Annotated in this window: 18 protein-coding genes and 2 riboswitches; of the genes, 4 read left to right on the top strand and 14 right to left on the bottom strand. The window is 46.8% G+C overall.

What is annotated here, in order from left to right; all coding sequences use genetic code 11:
- Positions 1–69 precede the first annotated feature (69 nt).
- Together M654_RS01470 and M654_RS01465 are read right to left on the bottom strand one after the other, a co-directional pair.
- The gene (locus M654_RS01470; RefSeq protein WP_236251187.1) at positions 70–414 is read right to left on the bottom strand and encodes a hypothetical protein; all 345 of its coding nucleotides are present in this window, start codon (positions 412–414) and stop codon (positions 70–72) included.
- Entirely contained in the window at positions 362–520 is a 159-nt protein-coding gene (locus tag M654_RS01465; RefSeq protein ID WP_236251186.1) for a DUF4176 domain-containing protein, read from the bottom strand. Before M654_RS01465 ends, M654_RS01470 begins: the two co-directional genes overlap by 53 nt.
- Positions 521–1,042: 522 nt before the next feature.
- Positions 1,043–1,144: riboswitch (purine riboswitch) on the top strand.
- Positions 1,145–1,278: 134 nt separating this feature from the next.
- On the opposite strand from M654_RS01465, the gene M654_RS01460 reads away from it, so the two are divergent.
- The 3 genes from M654_RS01460 to M654_RS01450 all read left to right on the top strand — a co-directional run bounded on the left by M654_RS01460 (position 1,279) and on the right by M654_RS01450 (position 3,182).
- On the top strand, positions 1,279–2,472 hold the full coding sequence (locus M654_RS01460) for a NupC/NupG family nucleoside CNT transporter (RefSeq protein WP_026589321.1): 1,194 nt from the start codon (positions 1,279–1,281) through the stop codon (positions 2,470–2,472).
- A gap of 117 nt (positions 2,473–2,589) precedes the next feature.
- Positions 2,590–2,787 carry a helix-turn-helix transcriptional regulator gene (locus M654_RS01455; RefSeq protein WP_026589322.1) on the top strand — a complete coding sequence of 66 codons (198 nt, stop codon included), beginning with the start codon at positions 2,590–2,592 and terminating at the stop codon, positions 2,785–2,787.
- A 20-nt stretch (positions 2,788–2,807) separates the two neighbouring features.
- Positions 2,808–3,182: a hypothetical protein gene (locus tag M654_RS01450; RefSeq protein WP_026589323.1), complete on the top strand. Its 375-nt coding sequence runs from the start codon at positions 2,808–2,810 to the stop codon at positions 3,180–3,182.
- Between the two features lie 34 nt (positions 3,183–3,216).
- Here M654_RS01450 and M654_RS01445 read toward each other — a convergent pair whose 3' ends face one another.
- The 9 genes from M654_RS01445 to tenA all read right to left on the bottom strand — a co-directional run bounded on the left by M654_RS01445 (position 3,217) and on the right by tenA (position 14,252).
- The gene (locus tag M654_RS01445) at positions 3,217–5,301 is read right to left on the bottom strand and encodes a catalase (RefSeq protein WP_026589324.1); all 2,085 of its coding nucleotides are present in this window, start codon (positions 5,299–5,301) and stop codon (positions 3,217–3,219) included.
- 199 nt (positions 5,302–5,500) lie between these two features.
- Positions 5,501–5,953, bottom strand: coding sequence for an AraC family transcriptional regulator (locus M654_RS01440; protein ID WP_026589325.1), 453 nt, complete (start codon positions 5,951–5,953; stop codon positions 5,501–5,503).
- Positions 5,954–6,101: 148 nt separating this feature from the next.
- Positions 6,102–7,520: a glycoside hydrolase family 1 protein gene (locus M654_RS01435; protein ID WP_026589326.1), complete on the bottom strand. Its 1,419-nt coding sequence runs from the start codon at positions 7,518–7,520 to the stop codon at positions 6,102–6,104.
- Positions 7,521–7,538: 18 nt separating this feature from the next.
- Positions 7,539–9,347, bottom strand: coding sequence for a beta-glucoside-specific PTS transporter subunit IIABC (locus M654_RS01430; protein WP_026589327.1), 1,809 nt, complete (start codon positions 9,345–9,347; stop codon positions 7,539–7,541).
- Positions 9,348–9,646: 299 nt separating this feature from the next.
- Positions 9,647–10,480 carry a BglG family transcription antiterminator LicT gene (gene licT, locus M654_RS01425; RefSeq protein ID WP_026589328.1) on the bottom strand — a complete coding sequence of 278 codons (834 nt, stop codon included), beginning with the start codon at positions 10,478–10,480 and terminating at the stop codon, positions 9,647–9,649.
- Positions 10,481–10,674: 194 nt separating this feature from the next.
- Positions 10,675–11,409 carry an energy-coupling factor transporter transmembrane component T family protein gene (locus M654_RS01420; RefSeq protein ID WP_026589329.1) on the bottom strand — a complete coding sequence of 245 codons (735 nt, stop codon included), beginning with the start codon at positions 11,407–11,409 and terminating at the stop codon, positions 10,675–10,677.
- Positions 11,406–12,995: an ABC transporter ATP-binding protein gene (locus M654_RS01415; protein WP_026589330.1), complete on the bottom strand. Its 1,590-nt coding sequence runs from the start codon at positions 12,993–12,995 to the stop codon at positions 11,406–11,408. The genes M654_RS01420 and M654_RS01415 overlap by 4 nt, the downstream gene beginning before the upstream one ends.
- Positions 12,970–13,569, bottom strand: coding sequence for an ECF transporter S component (locus M654_RS01410; protein WP_026589331.1), 600 nt, complete (start codon positions 13,567–13,569; stop codon positions 12,970–12,972). The genes M654_RS01415 and M654_RS01410 overlap by 26 nt, the downstream gene beginning before the upstream one ends.
- Positions 13,566–14,252 carry a thiaminase II gene (gene tenA, locus M654_RS01405; RefSeq protein WP_026589332.1) on the bottom strand — a complete coding sequence of 229 codons (687 nt, stop codon included), beginning with the start codon at positions 14,250–14,252 and terminating at the stop codon, positions 13,566–13,568. The genes M654_RS01410 and tenA overlap by 4 nt, the downstream gene beginning before the upstream one ends.
- 113 nt (positions 14,253–14,365) lie before the next feature.
- Positions 14,366–14,470: riboswitch (TPP riboswitch) on the bottom strand.
- Positions 14,471–14,651: 181 nt separating this feature from the next.
- Between tenA and M654_RS23445 the strand changes: the two genes are divergently transcribed.
- A complete protein-coding gene (locus M654_RS23445; RefSeq protein WP_201278487.1) occupies positions 14,652–14,813 on the top strand; it encodes a hypothetical protein in 162 nt (53 codons plus the stop codon).
- A 51-nt stretch (positions 14,814–14,864) separates the two neighbouring features.
- Here the strand turns inward: M654_RS23445 and aceA are convergent, their stop codons facing one another.
- From aceA to yhfH, 3 genes are read right to left on the bottom strand one after another with little or no spacing between them, the layout of a single operon-like run.
- Positions 14,865–16,142 carry an isocitrate lyase gene (gene aceA, locus M654_RS01400; protein ID WP_026589334.1) on the bottom strand — a complete coding sequence of 426 codons (1,278 nt, stop codon included), beginning with the start codon at positions 16,140–16,142 and terminating at the stop codon, positions 14,865–14,867.
- An 18-nt stretch (positions 16,143–16,160) separates the two neighbouring features.
- Complete coding sequence (gene aceB, locus M654_RS01395) at positions 16,161–17,750, bottom strand: malate synthase A (protein WP_026589335.1); 1,590 nt, start codon at positions 17,748–17,750, stop codon at positions 16,161–16,163.
- 46 nt (positions 17,751–17,796) lie between these two features.
- Positions 17,797–17,934 carry a protein YhfH gene (gene yhfH, locus M654_RS01390; RefSeq protein WP_077735948.1) on the bottom strand — a complete coding sequence of 46 codons (138 nt, stop codon included), beginning with the start codon at positions 17,932–17,934 and terminating at the stop codon, positions 17,797–17,799.
- Between the last annotated feature and the right edge of the window lie 143 nt (positions 17,935–18,077).

The following is an 18,077-nucleotide window of genomic DNA, read 5'->3' as shown; positions in this document are numbered from 1 at the left end:
TCCGCTTCTTTTTTGTTAACATCTTGTATCAAATCCACAAAATCAGAATCTTCAGCTTCATAAAGATGTTTAAGGGCCAGACTCCTCTATTTCAAACTGAGGCTTATTATCAATGAGATCATCCAGTATTTCTCCATTCTGACTCTCTACCGAAACGATATCATCACTATATTTAGTGTAAGGGCCTGCTCCTGCCGCAGCGGTAATATCCATTTTCTGAAGCTTTTCATAGACTTCAGGATTGGCGGATTTTAAATGATTAATGTCTTCAGTCATCGCCTCACTGTCCATATCTGTGTAAGCATTGCTGTAATCTTTTCCATTATCATTGTTTCTGTTCTCTTCATTAAAATCTAAATAGTCACTCGTGTCCGTAGTTTGGATAGTCGACAGCTGCATAATCTCTGATGACATGGTTCGTCTCAGAAAACATTTGCCGTCCAATGACAAGCAGACGTCTTGAATCATTATGTAAGCCGACAACACTGCCGACAGGAAGATAGTTCTTTTTTAACAGCATAATTCATTATCCCTCTTTTTCTCTGAAATTGGACGTATATACAAGTTGTAAAAACATAGGAAAATCATAGCAAAAAAGTTTCATTTCATTCAACAAACTAAAGTACCGTGAAATTATACCCAGAGACTTTTGATTTAATGTTTGCTCTTTGCAAAGGGTTTGTCGGTGTCATTAGTATGTTGTTTGTCACTGGAGAGATTCATCAACCTTACGGGGACAAAAAACCACCATATAGGCTGCTTTGGATTTCGAAAAAGATATAAAGCGCAATCAACTTAAGATTTACCTTTGATCAAGTTGAAGAAGTAATCTCCATTTTCGCCACCTTACAGATTCAACTTCCACTTTTCGTCTTTTGTTCTGGAGCGTCACTTCTATCATTTTTCCCGCTTGAAAGCCGGCTTTCAAAGACTAAGAAACAAGCGCCCTGCCCCTTCCCTAGACATGATTTCATATGAAAAATTATTGTGAAAATATATTTTTAGCTTGAATTTTAAACAATCTCGAGATAAAATACAGTCAAAATAATAGAAGCTCACTTCTTGTATATAATCAGTAATAGGGTCTGATTGTTTCTACCTGGCAACCGTAAATCGCCAGACTACAAGGAAGTTTGAATAGATTTGATCATGTAAAAAGTGTATTGCGCAAACAATATATCTATTTTTCATTTGCTCTTATTTTTCATGCTTTCTTTATCGGAACCCATGAAAAATAAGAGCTTTTTTATTTTCAAAAAACATTCGGGAGTTGAAATCATGTATTTTCTCATTAATATTTTAGGCCTGTTCATTGTCATGGCCGTCGTTTTTCTCTGTTCCCCGCAAAAGAAATCAATCAAATGGCGGCCGATTCTTTCGCTTTTTGTCGTTGAGCTTTTGGTGACATGGTTCATGCTTGGCACGAAAGTAGGCGGATGGGTCATCAACCAGATCGCTGCTTTCTTTTCTTGGCTGATCGCCTGTGCAAGCGATGGAATCGCCTTTGCATTTCCTTCCGTTATGAGCAATGAGACCGTAGACTTTTTCTTCAGCGCTCTATTGCCGATCATCTTTGTCGTCACATTTTTTGACATTCTTGCTTATTTTGGGATTTTAACGTGGTTGATCGATAAGATCGGCTGGGTGATTTCAAAAGTGTCGCGTCTGCCCAAATTAGAAAGCTTCTTCTCCATTCAAATGATGTTTTTGGGCAATACAGAAGCGCTCGCTGTCATTCGCCAGCAGCTGGCCGTTTTAAAGGACAACCGCCTGCTGACATTCGGCATCATGAGCATGAGCAGCATCAGCGGCTCGATCCTCGGCTCCTATTTAACTATGGTTCCCGCAACCTATGTCTTTACAGCGATCCCGTTAAACTGCTTGAACGCGCTCATTTTAGCAAGCATCTTAAATCCGGTGGATGTCAAAAAAGACGAAGACATCATTTATGTACCGCCCAAAGAAGAAAAGAAAGATTTTTTCTCAACGATTTCCAACAGCATGCTGGTCGGAATGAACATGGTGATTGTCATTCTGGCCATGGTGATCGGCTATGTTGCCCTAACGTCATGCTTAAACGGCCTTCTGGGGCTGATCATGGACGGGCTGACCATCCAAAAAATCTTTTCTTACATCTTCAGTCCGTTTGCCTTTCTGCTCGGACTGCCCGCGCATGATACGATGTATGTCGCACAGCTGATGGGTATGAAACTCGCCACAAATGAGTTCGTCGCGATGATGGATTTGAAAACACAGTTAAAAACGATTTCGCCCCACACTGCCGCCGTTGCAACGACGTTTTTAACATCGTTTGCAAACTTCAGCACGATCGGCATGATCTATGGAACGTACAACTCCTTATTCAATGGAGAAAAGTCAGCGATCATCGGCAAAAACGTCTGGAAGCTCCTTGTCAGCGGTATGGCTGTTTCACTGCTGAGCGCGGGGATTGTCGGACTGTTTGTCTGGTAAATCGGCTTGCCATATTAATGGCAAGCTCTTTTTTTATTTATTTTGTAAAGTAAGCTTTACGTAAAGCTTACTTTACTTTATAATGGATATGAATAACAGCGAAGGAGATTTGAATCCTTGAAAAACAAATTAGCTGAATTTCGAAAACAGAAGAAGTATTCACAGGATAAATTGGCCGAAATTCTTGGCGTCAGCCGGCAGACAATTATCTCAATCGAAAAAGGGAAGTATAATCCGTCTCTTCCCCTGGCGCTTCAAATTGCCCGTACATTTCATACACAGGTGGAAAACATCTTCTTTTTAGATGATGAATAGATTGGCAAGGAGGAGATTTTATGGCATTGCGAAAAGCATACTATATCATTGGCGGACTGTTTGTCTTTATATTTCTTGTGAAAATGATCTTCGGCATAGCCGGTGATTCTTTATCTTTAATCGAACTTTTCATGTGGGGCGGTCTGGCTTTTTTAAGTTTTGCAGCAGGCTACCTCTATCCGCAATTCAAACAAAAAGATGAAAGGTCACAGCACATCAGACAAAAAGGAATGCAGTATTCCATGATCGCTTTATCCGTTTACTTGCTTGTGCTCATTTTCGGAATGCAGCTCGGCTATATTACATTAGCGGGAGTTGATGTTGTTCGGATTTTGGTTTCTTTACAGGTGATTACAGTATTTTCATCATGGATTGTATTATCAAAGAAATTATAGTGGTCAATTAAATTAGCACCCTTGAGACAGGGTGCTATTTAACGGTCCGATCCCAATGGCGGTCCAGGGCGATTGCTTCAAGCAGCTCTTTCGTGAATGCATCGATTGTTTTGCCGCCGCACGCCGTGATAATGCCCGGCTCTTGAGCGGCATCTGTTCCGGCGGCTGACAATAGCAGATCGACTGCCTCACCTGAAGCTCCGATCGTTTTATAATGTCCGAAGGCTTCACGAATAAAATCCAAAGCGGCTTTTTCCTTTTTCAACCGCTCAACGCTTTCTTGTCCGCTTGGAATATAGACGGCGTCATACAGAACCGAATCAACCGTCCGCAATGAGTGAACCGCTTCTAATTCTCGGCCGCCGGCCCCTTTGACCGCTCCTAAAGCGGTGCTGATGATGTCCGGGATGACACCCGCTTTTCTGAAGGCTTTTACCGCCCGGCTGACTTCGGACTCATCGAAACCGGCTTCGGCTATAATGGCGACCGTTCTTGTCAGCGGTGTTTTCACCGTATTTTCCTGGCTTAAGGCCGGCGACTTGAGCGTGACGTCAGAACCTTCGTCTTTTTCCGGCGGCTCAACACCTACTCCGGCGGCGATTTGCTTGGCCAAATCACCGTCGACACGGTTGAACATTTCAACGACCTGGCGGCGGACGTCTTTGCTTTTCACCTTCCCGACTTCAAAGTGAAACGCGGCAATGATATGTTCTTTTTCGACCGGGGACATGCTGTTCCAAAACAGCTTCGCCTGTGAGTAAAAGTCTTGAAAGCTGTCGCTGCGCTGGCGGATTTTTTTGCCCTCGACTTTTTCCTGATAATGGACATATCCGCCTTCTTCCGCTGACGCGGGAGCCGGATCGTTGTTTTGCAGCGAGTTTTGATGATAGGCGACAGGCCCCTGATTGATCGTCATCCGGTGGTAGCCGTCATACTGGTTGTTATGGAACGGGCAGACCGGCCGGTTGATCGGAATTTCATGAAAGTTCGGACCGCCTAACCGGATCAGCTGTGTATCCGTATATGAAAAGAGACGTCCCTGGAGTAGCGGATCGTTCGTAAAGTCGATTCCCGGAACGACATTGCCCGGATGGAAGGCCGCCTGTTCCGTCTCCGCAAACACGTTGTCCTGGTTTCGATTCAGCGTCATTTTGCCGATAATTTTGACAGGAACCGCCTCTTCCGGCCAGAGCTTTGTCGGGTCGAGGATATCGAAATCAAATTTGAACTCATCTTCTTCCTCAATCATTTGCACCCCGAGCTCATACTCCACTTCATCGCCTCTTTCGATCGCTTCCCAGAGATCGCGGCGGTGATAATCGGGGTCTTTCCCGGCGATTGTCTGCGCTTCGTCCCAGACGAGCGAATGGACACCGAGGACGGGCTTCCAGTGAAATTTAACAAAACGCGCCTTGCCTTCTTCATTAACAAACCTGAACGTATGCACGCCGAAGCCTTCCATCATCCGGTAGCTGCGCGGAATCGCCCTGTCTGACATAATCCACATGATCATGTGGGCTGTTTCTTCGTTATTGGCAACAAAGTCCCAGAACGTATCGTGAGCCGTAGAAGCTTGCGGCATCTCGTGATGAGGCTCAGGTTTAAACGCGTGCACCAAATCGGGGAACTTGATGGCATCCTGAATAAAGAAAACAGGCATGTTGTTCCCGACGAGATCATAGTTCCCTTCCTCTGTGTAAAACTTTGTGGCAAACCCTCTGACATCCCGGACCGTATCACCCGATCCCCTCGAACCGGCTACAGTCGAAAACCTGACAAACACCGGTGTTTTCACCGACGGATCTTGAAGAAACTTCGCTTTCGTATACTCTGTCATCGGTTCGTAAACCTGGAAGTAGCCATGCGCGCCGAATCCCCGGGCATGGACGACGCGTTCCGGTATCCGTTCATGGTCAAAATGGGTCATTTTTTCGCGGAAATGAAAATCCTCCATCAGCGTCGGACCGCGCACGCCTGCTTTTAAGGAGTGTTCGTCTTCAGACACGCGCAATCCTTGGTTCGTCGTCATTTTTTTGCCCCGGTTGTCAGACCGGTACTGTTCAAGTTGTTGATCCTTGCTGTGTTCATTGACTTTACGGCGGCCATCATTGTGATTCACTTGTCATCCCTCCCCATTCTTATTTCCTATGTAGTTGATCTGGATTGCTATTTTATGATTTACCCTGTCTGCCAGCGAGTTAAACGCAACGCTCGTTAAAGGGAATTGTCATTTTAATACATTCAAAGTTTGGACAAGAAGCGATCTGCTGATAACTTCTTGTCCTCTCCTCCCTGTGACACCTACACAAGAAAACGAATTAAACCGATTTTAAAGGTACACATATTTCGCAATACGGGTTGCTCACCATATCACCCATGTATTTTTCCATCATTGGTCTATTGTCCAGTTGAAATTCATTGTTTTGCAGAGATGAAAAAATATCAGAATATGCTTTTTGAATATCCTCTGCTGTATGTTTAACATCGTACATCAGGTATTTTCCGCCAGAAATGTCCCCTTCAAGTACTGAATCATCGACTTGATAATCATGCGGTATCACGATACAAGCATCAAATCTACACTGATCAGGAGGTGTTGTTTCCGGGTTATCCTGTGGAATCGCAAACAGAATGGCAGACTCAAGAAGACCTTTTTTCTTAGCCCATTTTTTTAACGCCTCCATGACATCAATATTGGCAGGACCGTAGGGACCAACTCTTCGCATATAAGCAATGCGATAGTTTGGAAGTGTTTCGATTTTGAATGTCATAGGTTCTTTCTTCCTTTCCTCATTGTTGTTCGTTCCGTTTCGAATGTAACACGGTTTAAAAATATATACATTTATATTTTTAAAATTTTCTGTCATTTATTTAAAAAAGAGGATATTCAGAGATCATCTGAACATCCTCTTTCTTTGTTTAATCTAGTGTTTCGCCGTTTGAAGCAATCAAGTCTTTATACCAGTAAAAGCTTTTTTTGCGAATGCGGCGCAAGTCTTTCAAGTCAAATTCATCGCGATTCACATAAATAAATCCGTAGCGTTTTGAACAGCCTTGGTGGGTCGAAATCAAATCGATCGCTGACCATGGCGAGTAGCCGAACACATCGACGCCATCTGTAATCGCCAGCTGAATTTGCTTGATATGCTGTTTTAAATACTCGATGCGGTAATCATCATTGACGACATCTCCGTCCTCAAGCTCATCAAAGGCCCCGAGGCCGTTTTCCGTAATGATAAGCGGCAGCTGGTAGCGGTCATAAATCTCACGGAGTGTCGAACGGAAGCCGACAGGATCGATTTCCCAGCCGAAATCATTTTTCTGCAAATAAGGATTGCCGCTTCCTCTGTACACGCCTTCCTCCCCTGTTTGTAAATGCTGATCGCCGCCTCGTGCGGATGTATCGCTGCCGTCATCTTTGCTTGCTTCGGCCGTTTGCGACGTATAATAGTTGAATGCGATGAAGTCCGGTTTGGCAGACTTCAAAATGTCCATATCCCCTTCAGCAATGGCAGGTGTGCAGCCTTTTTCTTTCATATACGCCCATGCCGTTGTATTGTACCGTCCGTATACGGCCATATCCAAGTAAAGCCAGTTTCTGATCGCGTTATAGTTAAAGGCCGCTACGACATCCTCGGGTTTGGATGAAGCCGGATAGATGAGCGCGATATTTGGTGCGGGCCCGATTTTTGCTTCCGGCAGCATATCATGGCAAAGGCGAATCGCTTTCGCCTGTGCGACAAGCATGTGATGGTTTTGCTGGTACAACTCTTTTTTCGGGTTTTCCAAATTCGGGTCAAGGGTCCCCAAGGCAGATCCGTGGAGAATCATCATGTTTTGTTCATTGATGGTCAGCCAGTATTTGACCCGGTCTCCGTAGTTTTCAAAAAGGATGTTCGCATACTTTTCAAAGGCGTCGATCGTCGCTCTGTTCGACCAGCCCCCCTTTTCCTGCAAAGCGTTCGGCAGGTCAAAGTGATACATCGTCACAATCGGTTCAATCTGATATTTCAGCAGTTCGTCGATCAAACGGCTGTAAAACTCGATCCCTTTTGGATTGACGCTTCCATCGCCGTCGGGAATGATCCGCGTCCAGGCGATTGAGAAACGGTAAGCTTTAAATCCCATTTCCGCAAACAGTGCGATATCTTCTTGATAGCGGTGATAGTGGTCACTGCCCACTTTAAAATCGGTCGTGCCTTCAGGATAGCTGTCGCGCGTATCAATGACAGAAGGTCCTTTTCCGTCTTCATTCCAAGCGCCTTCCACCTGATAGGCCGATGTTGAAGCTCCCCATAAAAATTGATCTGGAAATTTGGCTAATTTGCTGTATTTCATCTTATGTTCCTCCCCTGATTACCTTAATGTGATGATCCATTTTCCTGTTTCGACCCGGTTTTGGCCGGTTTTCTCAATATCACTGTATTGGTGCGGATTTGTCACCACAACCGGTGTTGTGACATCAAAGCCCTCCTGTTTTAGCGCTTCCAAATCGAATTCCGCGAGAATATCACCCCGTTTCACTTTTTGCCCTTGAACGACTTTTGGATCAAAATGCTTCCCTTCCAGTTTGACAGTATCGATACCGATATGAATGAGGATTTCGGCTTGATGTTCGGTTGTGATGCCGTATGCATGCCCTGACGGAAAAACGGTTGTCACAACCCCGTCCGCCGGGGCAGCAGCGATCCCCTTTGCCGGCAGCACAGCAATGCCTTCCCCGATCGCTCCCGATGAAAAAACGTTGTCGGATACTTCCGCCAGCGGCAGCACATCTCCCTGCAAAGGGCTGAAAATCTGTTCACCGGAATGCCGCTGCTTTTTCTCTTCTGCAGGATCATCAAAGCCGACAATATATGTGAGTGCAATCGATAAAACAAAAGAGACTGATATCCCGGTGATAAAGCCGAGAAACCCCGGTCCGTAAAAAATCGGAATCGTCAGCAACCCCGGCGCACCCGAAGCGATGGCAATGCTGTGGGAATAGCCGATGATCGCTCCGCCGACAGCGGCGCTGATGACACCGCATACAAACGGCTTTTTCAGCCTCAGAGTGACACCGTAGACAGCCGGCTCAGTGATGCCGAACATCCCCGTTATGGCGGTTGATCCTGCCAAAGCCTTCAGCTTCTTGTTTTTCGTCTTGAGCATGACCCCGAATGCCGCCCCTGTTTGGGCAAACACGGCGGCGGCCGTCGCAGGCTTGATATAATCCTTTCCATGGACGGCAATGTTATTGAGAATCACCGGAACGATGCCCCAGTGAATCCCGAAGATGACAAGGATTTGCCACAGCGCCGCAATGATCGCCCCGGCCAGAACCGGACTGACATCAAAAACGGATAAAATCGCAGCTGCGATACCATTTCCCGCATATACGCCAAGCGGTCCGAAAATGATTAAGGTCAGCGGCACCATCACCACCAGACAGATTAAAGGGGTGATAAAATTTTTAACGCTTTCATGAATGACATGCATGCAGTACTTTTCAAGCCAGCTCATCACATAGACGGCAAGAATGATCGGGATCACCGTCGAAGTGTAATTCATCAAAACGACGGGAATTCCGAAAAACACCGGATCTGCCCCGCTGTTTTTCAATTCAAGGATGGATGGATAAATTAAAGCTCCCGCAATCGTCAGCGCCACAAAAATGTTCGCGCCGAATTTTCTGGCTGCCGTGACGGCCAATAGAAGAGGCAGAAAGTAAAATAAACTGTCGGCTGCCGCGTACAGAATCGTGTAAGTCGTCTCCTCGGCCGTCAGCCAGCCGGCGTTTGTGCAAATCAAAAGCAGCCCTTTTAAAATCCCGGCTCCCGCCATGACGCCAAGCAGGGGCGTGAAGATGCTGGATACGATATCTACTAATCTTCCAGCAAGATTCCCTTTTTCACCGGAATCAGCCGCCGGCTCTGCCAAGATATTCGATATCCGGCCGATCTCTTTGTAGACCTCGGGAACATGGTTGCCGATGACGACCTGAAACTGGCCCCCGCTCTCCACCACCGTCACAACTCCGTCGGTCTCTTCAAGCGCTTTTTGATCCGCCCTTGAGCGATCCTTTAATGTAAAACGCAGCCTTGTTGCACAATGAACTAAAGAAGCGACATTTTTTTCTCCCCCTACAAGTCTTAAAATATTCTTGGCTAAAGTTTGCACATCCATCCGTGACCATCCCTCCCGCATCTTTAAAAAATAAAAAACCTAAACAAAGCCCGTCAAAAAAGGCTTTGCTTAGGTTTTGCCTGCCGAACAGTAACAATCCTTATGCTGAAGTATGATAAACATAAAAAAACCTAAATTACTCATGATAAACAGGCGCACACGTCCCGCATCACAGTAATTTAGGTTTTGCCTGCATGACCAGTAACAATCCTAAATAATAGATTGATATTTTTTGATTTAAGTCCAAATTAGCATACCTGCAACAGGTTGTCAACGCTTTCATTTTTCGTATAATCCCTCTATCCTTGATGAACGACTCTCTCGATGTGAATCGTTAAATACAACAGTTCTTCGCTTGTTAGTTCATGACCGTATTCCTTTTGAATGTACTGCCTGATTTTTTCGGTGCATACATAAGCATCACGGTATTTATTTTTCACAGTATCAAACAAAAAGTCGTCTTTGCTTTTCATATAGGTGCCGCTGAACAGCCGCTGCGCAAAAAACTTTAAATGGGTGATGAATCGGTAATAATGGAGCGATTCTTCATCAAAATCGATATGAAAATGATATTTGACGATGCTTAATATTTCCTGCATCACTTTTGTGATGTTGACAATGTTCGGCATTTCTTCATTCAGCTCGGCGTTCACAATATGGAGCGCGATAAAAGCGGCTTCGTCTTCAGGAAGAGCGATCCCCGTCTTATCTTCAATGATCTGCAAGGCCTCTCTGCCAATGGCAAACTCGTCTTTATAAAGCCGCTTTGTCTCCCAGAGCAAGGCGTTTTTAATCTCAAGACCCTTTTGCTGCCTTTCGACCGCAAAATGAATATGGTCTGTCAGCGATACATAGATGCTGTCATTCAGTTTTTTGCCGAGCTTCATTTTCGCATAGCTGATGATCTCTTCCGATATTTCCATAAATTCGATCGGAATTTCGTCCAACAGCGTCTTAAACCGTTCTGATACATCTTTATTGTCAAGCCTGAAAATCTTTTCGATCCTCGTTTCATCGACCGGCTCGCCGGGCTTTTTTTGAAAAGCGATTCCCCTGCCCATGACCACTAATTCCTGACCTTGTTCATTCCAAACGCTGATCACATTATTATTGATCACTTTGGCAATTTTCACATCGCGCCACTCCCATCTCATATAAACTAAGGGGATTTTTTATGTTGCTTTTTTCTTATCTTTACACATTGATTGTACAACCTTTTTAAATTGGGTCAATGATTTTCAGTCAATCGTCCCCTGAAAGTTTCTGATTTCTAATAAAAAAAGAGCCGTTTTCGGCTCTGACATCATGAAAATGTTATTTTATCCCATTATGTTATCCGTAAAATGACCGCCACGGCCAAGAGCAGCCCTGCCAAATAAACAGCATCTTTTGCGTAAAGCCGTGTCGTTTGATAATATGTCCTGTTTTTCGTACCCGTAAAACCGCGCGCTTCCATGGCCACCGCGATTCTTTCAGATTTGCGGATACCTTGCGAGAACAGCGGCAGCGCATAGCGGATAAAAGCTTTCCAGCTGTTTTTTTGCTTATAGCCCCTGATTTTATGGGCCGCTTTCATCTGCGCCAGCTCTGATTGAAACAACGGAATGAACCGGAAACCAGCCAACAGACCGTACGCCCATTTTGGCGGCATTCTGCATTGATGGATCAAGCTCATGATAAACCGCGTTAAATCGGTTGTCGACGTAAACAGCAGGCCGTATGTAACAAACCCGAGCATCCTTAGTGCAATCGTCAGGCCATGGCTGGCGCTTTCCTTGGTCACATGAAACCAGGCCCATTGCCACAGCGTTTCTTCGCCTTTTCCGAAAGCGGCCATCATCCAAAAGACGAGAATGAAAAACATGAGATAAGGAAAAAAACGTTTCAGCAAATAAGCCAATGTCCAGCCGCCGAGAAAGATGCCGATCAATAACGCGAGCAGCCAAATCAAAAATGTTGCTTTCGGATTTGTTACAGCCATTAAGATGCACATCACAAGCAGATTGGAAAAGAGCTTTGCACTGGGGTTCAGTGTTGACAGAAGCGATTGATTGCTTTTCATACCGGCACCTGCTCCTTTCTGGCGTGCAGCAGCTGGTAGTGAAGCGGCGGCAGCAATGAAAATGTCCGCACCAACCGTTGATCGGAGAATAACCGGGACGGGGTTCCTTGAAAAGCGGCTTTTCCTTGATGGAAGACGATGACTTGATCCGAATGCTCATCAACGATATCCATGTCATGAGTTACCATGACGATCGTCGTTCCCCGTTCCTGCCGCTCTTTTAACCGTCTGATCAGTTCCCCCGCCGTTTTTTCGTCCTGGCCGAATGTCGGTTCATCAAGCAGCAGCAGATCCTGATCGAACAAAAGCATCGTCGCCACGCTCAAGCGCCGTTTCTGCCCCAGACTCAGTGTAAAGGGATGGGCCTGCGCATGTGAGACGAGTCCGAATTCCTCCAGCAATTCTGCCGTCTTCCGCTGAACAAGTTCTTCTGACCAACCTCTCTGTCTTGCGCCAAAAGCGATTTCCTCAAATACCGTATCCTGAATAAATTGGAGCTCCGGGTTTTGAAAGACAAAGCCGGTTTTTTCGTACAATAGACGGTCAGGCCATTTTTTCAGCTCGCAATCCTCCAGATAAATCCGGCCTTTCTTGACTGCTTCCAGCCTGATCAAACTTTTTAAAAAGGTGCTTTTTCCGCTGCCGTTTGCACCGATAACCGATACCCATCCTCCTTTTGGAATCCGGAGGTTGATACCGTCGGCCACCGTTTTTTTCAGGTAGCCGATCGCCGCATCTTCGATCCTGATCAAAGCATCGCTCTTCTTCGGGTCGCTTTTTTCAGCAAGCTCCTTCCTTTTCAGCCTGGCGGAAAGCTTGACGGCAAGCGGGTGCTGTTCGTCTTCGACGACTTCATGCCATGCCGCCGGATACAGCTTTGGCTGCCAAATCCCAGCAGCTTTCATTTGCTGTCGATAGCGGACGAGAATGTCTTCCGGCTTCCCGTCGGCTATAATCCGCCCGTTATTGTCCAACAGGACGACGCGGTCCATCCATTCGATGCAGCCATCCAAGACATGTTCGACAAACACCATCGTCTGGCCGTTTTTTGCGGAAAGGTCTTTCAGTAAAGCAAATATTTCCTTCCTGCTCGCCGGATCAAGCTGTGCCGTCGGTTCATCAAAAAACAGCACTTCCGGCTCCAGTGCCAAAAGACACGCTAATGCGAGACGCTGCTTCATTCCGCCTGACAGGGCTTCGATCGGCGTCTTTCTGTCAATATTCAGTCCGACTTGCTCCATGACATTGTCGATGATCTCATTCATCTGCTCCGGGGGAACGGAGCGATTTTCAAGGCTGAACGCGATCTCTTCATCAACACGAAGCATACAAAATTGTGTATCAGGGTCTTGAAACATAACCCCTGCGCTTCTTCTGCGGTCGATCTCGCCTGTGATTTCGGCTTCAATATGTTGAGGGATGATGCCGGAAAGAGCGGAAATCAGCGTCGATTTCCCGCTTCCGCTCGGACCGAGGATCAACACCTTCTCACCCCTGTGAATCGATAAGGTCACACGGTCCAAAATCGTGTCAGACCGGTTGTAAAAGCGCACGGAAAGATTATTGCAGCCTAGAAATGAAGTCATTTGATTCATCCTTTTTCCGGTGTTCCTTCATGATGTCATACTGGTCAAGGACGCCGGTTTTCGCGAGGGCGCCGACAACGGCTTTGGCCAGCCAGCCGCCCAGAATCATACCGCTTATGACTTGAATGACAAAAGTCAGAATCAGGGTTTCTGTCGTATAGTAGGCAAATCCGTTCGCGATCAGGCTGTAGGTCATGCTGCCGACAGCTGCAAGTGCACCGGACAGCATCAGGGTAAACAGGTTGTAGCGCTTATAGCGAAATATCGCAAACGCGATTTCCGCACCGGCCCCTTGAAAAACGCCGATCAGCAATGCGGACAAGCCGAAATGGCTGCCTGTCAACAGCTCAACCGAGGCCGCTGCCGTTTCGGCAATCAGCGCCGCCCCGGGCTTGCGGATGATATAGGCAACAATCGGGCTTGCAATCACCCAAATGCCGAACATAAAGTTGGCGCCGACAGGTCCGACAATGGCCGAGATCGGCAGCCACAGCGTTGACCAGCCCAAATAAATGACACCGCACGCAACGGACAAAATCACCATCATCACGACTTCTTTTATATTCCAATTCATCGAGTCACCGCCTCCATTTCAACCGGCCAGTCTTCCACTGTATAGGCCATTTCCCAAAAACCGTATTCCAGCTGGCAGCTTTGCAAAAAGAGCTCTTTCATTTTCTTCTTCTCTGCTGCGCCCGCTTCTTTCGCCCATTCATCCAAACGGGCGCAGAACTTCGTGGTGATGGAGACGGTTCTGCCCCCGTAAAAATGGATCCAGTCATAGAACGGATGTGACGAATCAGGCTGTACTTCTTCAAGGAGCTTTTTGCCGATTTCCCAATATGTCCATGGACAAGGCAGCAAGACAGCTAAAATCTCTCCAAGCGTCCCTTCGTGCGCCGCCGTCAGCATGTGGCGGATATAATGATGGGCGGACGGGGCCAATGGATAGCCCTGCAGAGATTCATAGTCTGCGCCCGCAGCCCGGCACAGATTATGATGCGGGTGTACTTCGCTGTTTAAAACAAAGGAAATCTGCTGATGAAACATCTCCATATCTTGGCGGTTATCACACTTGGAAATGGCGATTCCATAGATTTGGATAAAGGAATTCAAATACTCGACATCTTGTTTCACATAATGGATCAGCTGTTCCTTTTCCAGGCGGCCTGCAGCCAGTCCCTGAACAAACGGGTGCTGAAAAATCGCTTCAAAAATGGGGTCTGCCTCTCGGCGAAGTTGTGCTGAAAAACTCATGACAGAAAGCCTCCTTCATCGGTTTTAAAAGGAAGGCACAGGGGGATGTAAGAGCGGCTGTTATGCAAAAAAGCCGCCCCGACATGGAGCGGCTTTGACATAATCACATCAAAAAGAAACCGACTCCACTTCCCTACGCTAGTATGAACTAGATCAGGTTCAAAGGGTCCAAGATCGCTTCTTGTCTCAGCCAGCATGTGGCTCCCCTAGTGGACTTCCTATTAACATTAACTTTTACTCTACACATCAATGGCCTTGATGTCAACCTGCGCCGCGTCAATTGTAAAGATGATGAACACCATTTTAAAACATTTATAGAAAAATATTAATTTTCTGAAACTTTTTCTTGCGGTCATCCGTCTAATATATAGAAGTCAAAACCATTTGGAGGGGATATTGATGATGATGTTGATCTTGATTTTGACGATGACCGGATATTTGTTTTACTCTTTCAGCAAAGACAACCGGCCGGCCAAAAGAAGACAAAAACCTCGGCAGCCTAAACTGACTGTGCTTCGGGAACGTCCTTTGACAGCCCCTTCCAATGATGCCAACTGTTAATTGAACATGAATAATCAAAACAGCCGCCCGCAAGGCGGCTGTTTCGTTGTGTTACGGCTGAAACTGCTCCGCTTCGGTTGACCCTTTCAGCGCTGTTGTAGAGGATGTGCCGCCTGAGACGACCTGTGCCACCTCATCAAAATAGCTTGTTCCGACCTCACGCTGGTGCCGTGTCGCAGTATAGCCGTATTTTTCACTGGCGAACTCAGCCTGCTGCAGCTCGGAATACGCCGCCATTCCGCGGTTCTTATACTGGCGGGCCAGCTCAAACATGCCGTGGTTCAATGCATGGAAACCGGCAAGTGTTACAAATTGGAACTTATACCCCATTTCACCGAGTTCTTTTTGGAAATTCAAGATGCTGGCATCATCCAGTTTGGCCTTCCAGTTGAACGAAGGAGAGCAGTTATATGCGAGAAGTTTCCCCGGGAATTTTTCATGAATCGCCTGCCTAAACCTGCGCGCTTCCTCAATGTTCGGTTCAGATGTCTCACACCAGATCAAGTCGGCGTATGGCGCATAGGCCAGGCCTCTGGCAATCGCCTGGTCAAGGCCCGATTTCGTCTTATAAAACCCTTCTGAGGTGCGTTCACCCGTTAAAAACGGCGCATCATACGGATCAATATCACTTGTGATGAGATCGGCCGCATTGGCGTCCGTCCGTGCGATCAGAATGGTCGGCACGCCCATGACGTCTGCGGCAAAGCGCGCGGCAATCAGATTGCGAACCGCCGTCTGTGTCGGCAGCAAAACTTTGCCCCCCAAATGGCCGCATTTTTTTTCGGAGGAAAGCTGGTCTTCAAAATGAACCCCTGCGGCGCCCGCCTCAATCATGCTTTTCATCAGTTCGAACACATTGAGCTGTCCGCCGAAGCCGGCTTCGGCATCGGCTACGATCGGCGCATACCAATCGATATCTTCTTTCCCTTCCATATAATGAATCTGGTCGGCACGCTGAAGAGCGCGATTGATTCTTTTCACGACATCCGGAACACTGTTGGCCGGGTACAGGCTTTGATCGGGATACATGCTTCCAGAGAGATTGGCATCGGCGGCCACCTGCCAGCCGCTTAAATAAATCGCTTTCAACCCAGCCTTTACTTGCTGCATCGCCTGATTTCCGGTTAGAGCCCCGAGCGCCGGGACGAAGTCTTCTGTATGCAATAGCTTCCACAGCTTTTCCGCGCCCCGCCTTGCGATTGTATATTCCACCTCAAGCGAGCCCCTCAGGCGGATTACGTCTGATGCCTTATACGGCCTATTGATTCCGTCCCAGCGTTTATCCTTCTCCCAGCTTTCCTCCATTTGCCTTGCCTTTTCTGACATCATCTTCATATTCCTCCCCATTTATATTTTTTCATAAGCGGGAATCGTGAGAAATTCCGCAAATTCATCATCCAAAATCAGTTGTTCAAACACCTGTCCGGCCTCTTCGAAGCGGTCGCGCTGATATTGTTCCTTCCCGACTTCACCGATGATTTTCTGCATTTCTTCCTCTTTCATCGCTTTCACCATCTCAGCCGTCACTTTCCTGCCGTCATCAAGAATCCCCTTTGGATGGCGAATCCATTGCCATAGCTGCGCTCTTGAGATTTCCGCTGTTGCCGCATCCTCCATTAAGTGGTCAATCGGTGCAGCGCCTCTTCCCGACAGCCAGGAAGCGATGTAGCGGATGCCGGCGCTGATATTGGTGCGGACACCTTTCTCTGTAATCCGACCCTTCGGCACTTCAAGCAAATCCGTCGCTTTAATCTTGATATCATCCCGTTCTCTATGAATCTGGTTGGCTGTCGGCATATGCTCATTAAATACATCAAGGGCTGTTTGAATCATGCCGGGGTGTGCGATCCATGTACCGTCATGGCCGTCTTTTGCTTCACGCTCCTTGTCTTCGCGGATTTTGGCGAAAGCGGCCTCATTGATTTCCGGCTGGTCTTTCGCGGGAATCTGTGCGGCCATCCCTCCGATGGCGTGGACCCGCCGTTTATGGCACGTTTTGATGGCGAGCAGCGAGTAGGCTCTCATGTTGGGAACGGTCATCGTCACCGCCGAACGATCCGGAAGAATGACCTCATCACGGTTCTTGAATTTCTTAATGAAGCTGAAGATGTAATCCCAGCGGCCGCAGTTGAGACCTGCCGAGTGTTCCTTTAATTCGTACAATATTTCATCCATTTCAAAAGCCGCCAAAATCGTTTCGATTAAGACCGTCGCTTTAATCGTCCCCTGCGGAATGCGCAAGTCGTTTTGCGCATAGACAAACACGTCGTTCCAAAGCCTTGCTTCCAGATGGTTTTCGATTTTCGGGAGGTAGAAATAAGGGCCGCTTCCTTTTTTGATCAAAGCTTTGGCGTTATGAAAGAAATAAAGGCCAAAATCGAACAGGCTCGCTGATACAGGCTTGCCGTCGGCCAACACGTGTTTCTCCTCCAAATGCCACCCCCGCGGCCTGACCATGATCACAGCCGGATTCTCCTTCAGCCGATAGTGTTTTCCGGCATCATTCGTAAACGAAATCGTCCCCCTGACCGCGTCTCTCAAATTGATTTGGCCTTCAATACAATTTTTCCAAGTCGGTGAATTGGCATCTTCAAAATCGGCCATAAACACCTTAGCTCCGGAATTCAAGGCATTGATCACCATTTTTCTATCGACTGGCCCGGTGATTTCAACCCGACGGTCTTCCAAATCCGGCGGCAGCGGTGCGACCGTCCAGTTCTTTTCCCTGATGTATTTCGTCTCTTTTAAAAAATCGGGATTCTTTCCTTGATCAATTTCCGCCTGAACGATTTTCCGCAAATGCAGTAAATCCCGCCTTCTCCCGCCAAAATGGCGTTCAAGCCGCCCGATAAATTGAAGCGCTTCCTTTGTTAACAATTCTTCGTATTGCTGATTCATCGTTCCCGTCACTTTAAGCCCGATCTCTTCGGTTTTCATTTGTTGATCCTACCCCTTTCCCCATTTGTTATAAAACAGCCGCGGTTTATTCGCCCTTTTTGGCAAGACAGCGTTCACATTCCATGAAATAAGATTCAGCCTGCTCCTCTACCTGCTCTCCGCATTCAGGACACGTTTTTTTCGGAAGCGTCCGGAAAAATTCCAGCGGACTTTTCATACTCATTTGCCTCCCTCCTTTTATAAAACAGTTTTATGTTTTTATTTTCTGTTGTAGTACAGTATACAGTGCAAAGATGAAAATGTACACACTTTTTCCAAAATTTTTTTGCCTAAATAAAAAAAGAATGTTCTCTTTTTATTCATAAC

This window comes from Bacillus sp. NSP9.1 (assembly GCF_000465465.2).
GTDB classification, from domain to species: domain Bacteria; phylum Bacillota; class Bacilli; order Bacillales; family Bacillaceae; genus Bacillus; species Bacillus sonorensis_A.
The sequence above is the reverse complement of the archived record's forward strand: the minus strand, read 5'-3'. Positions and strand labels throughout refer to the sequence as shown.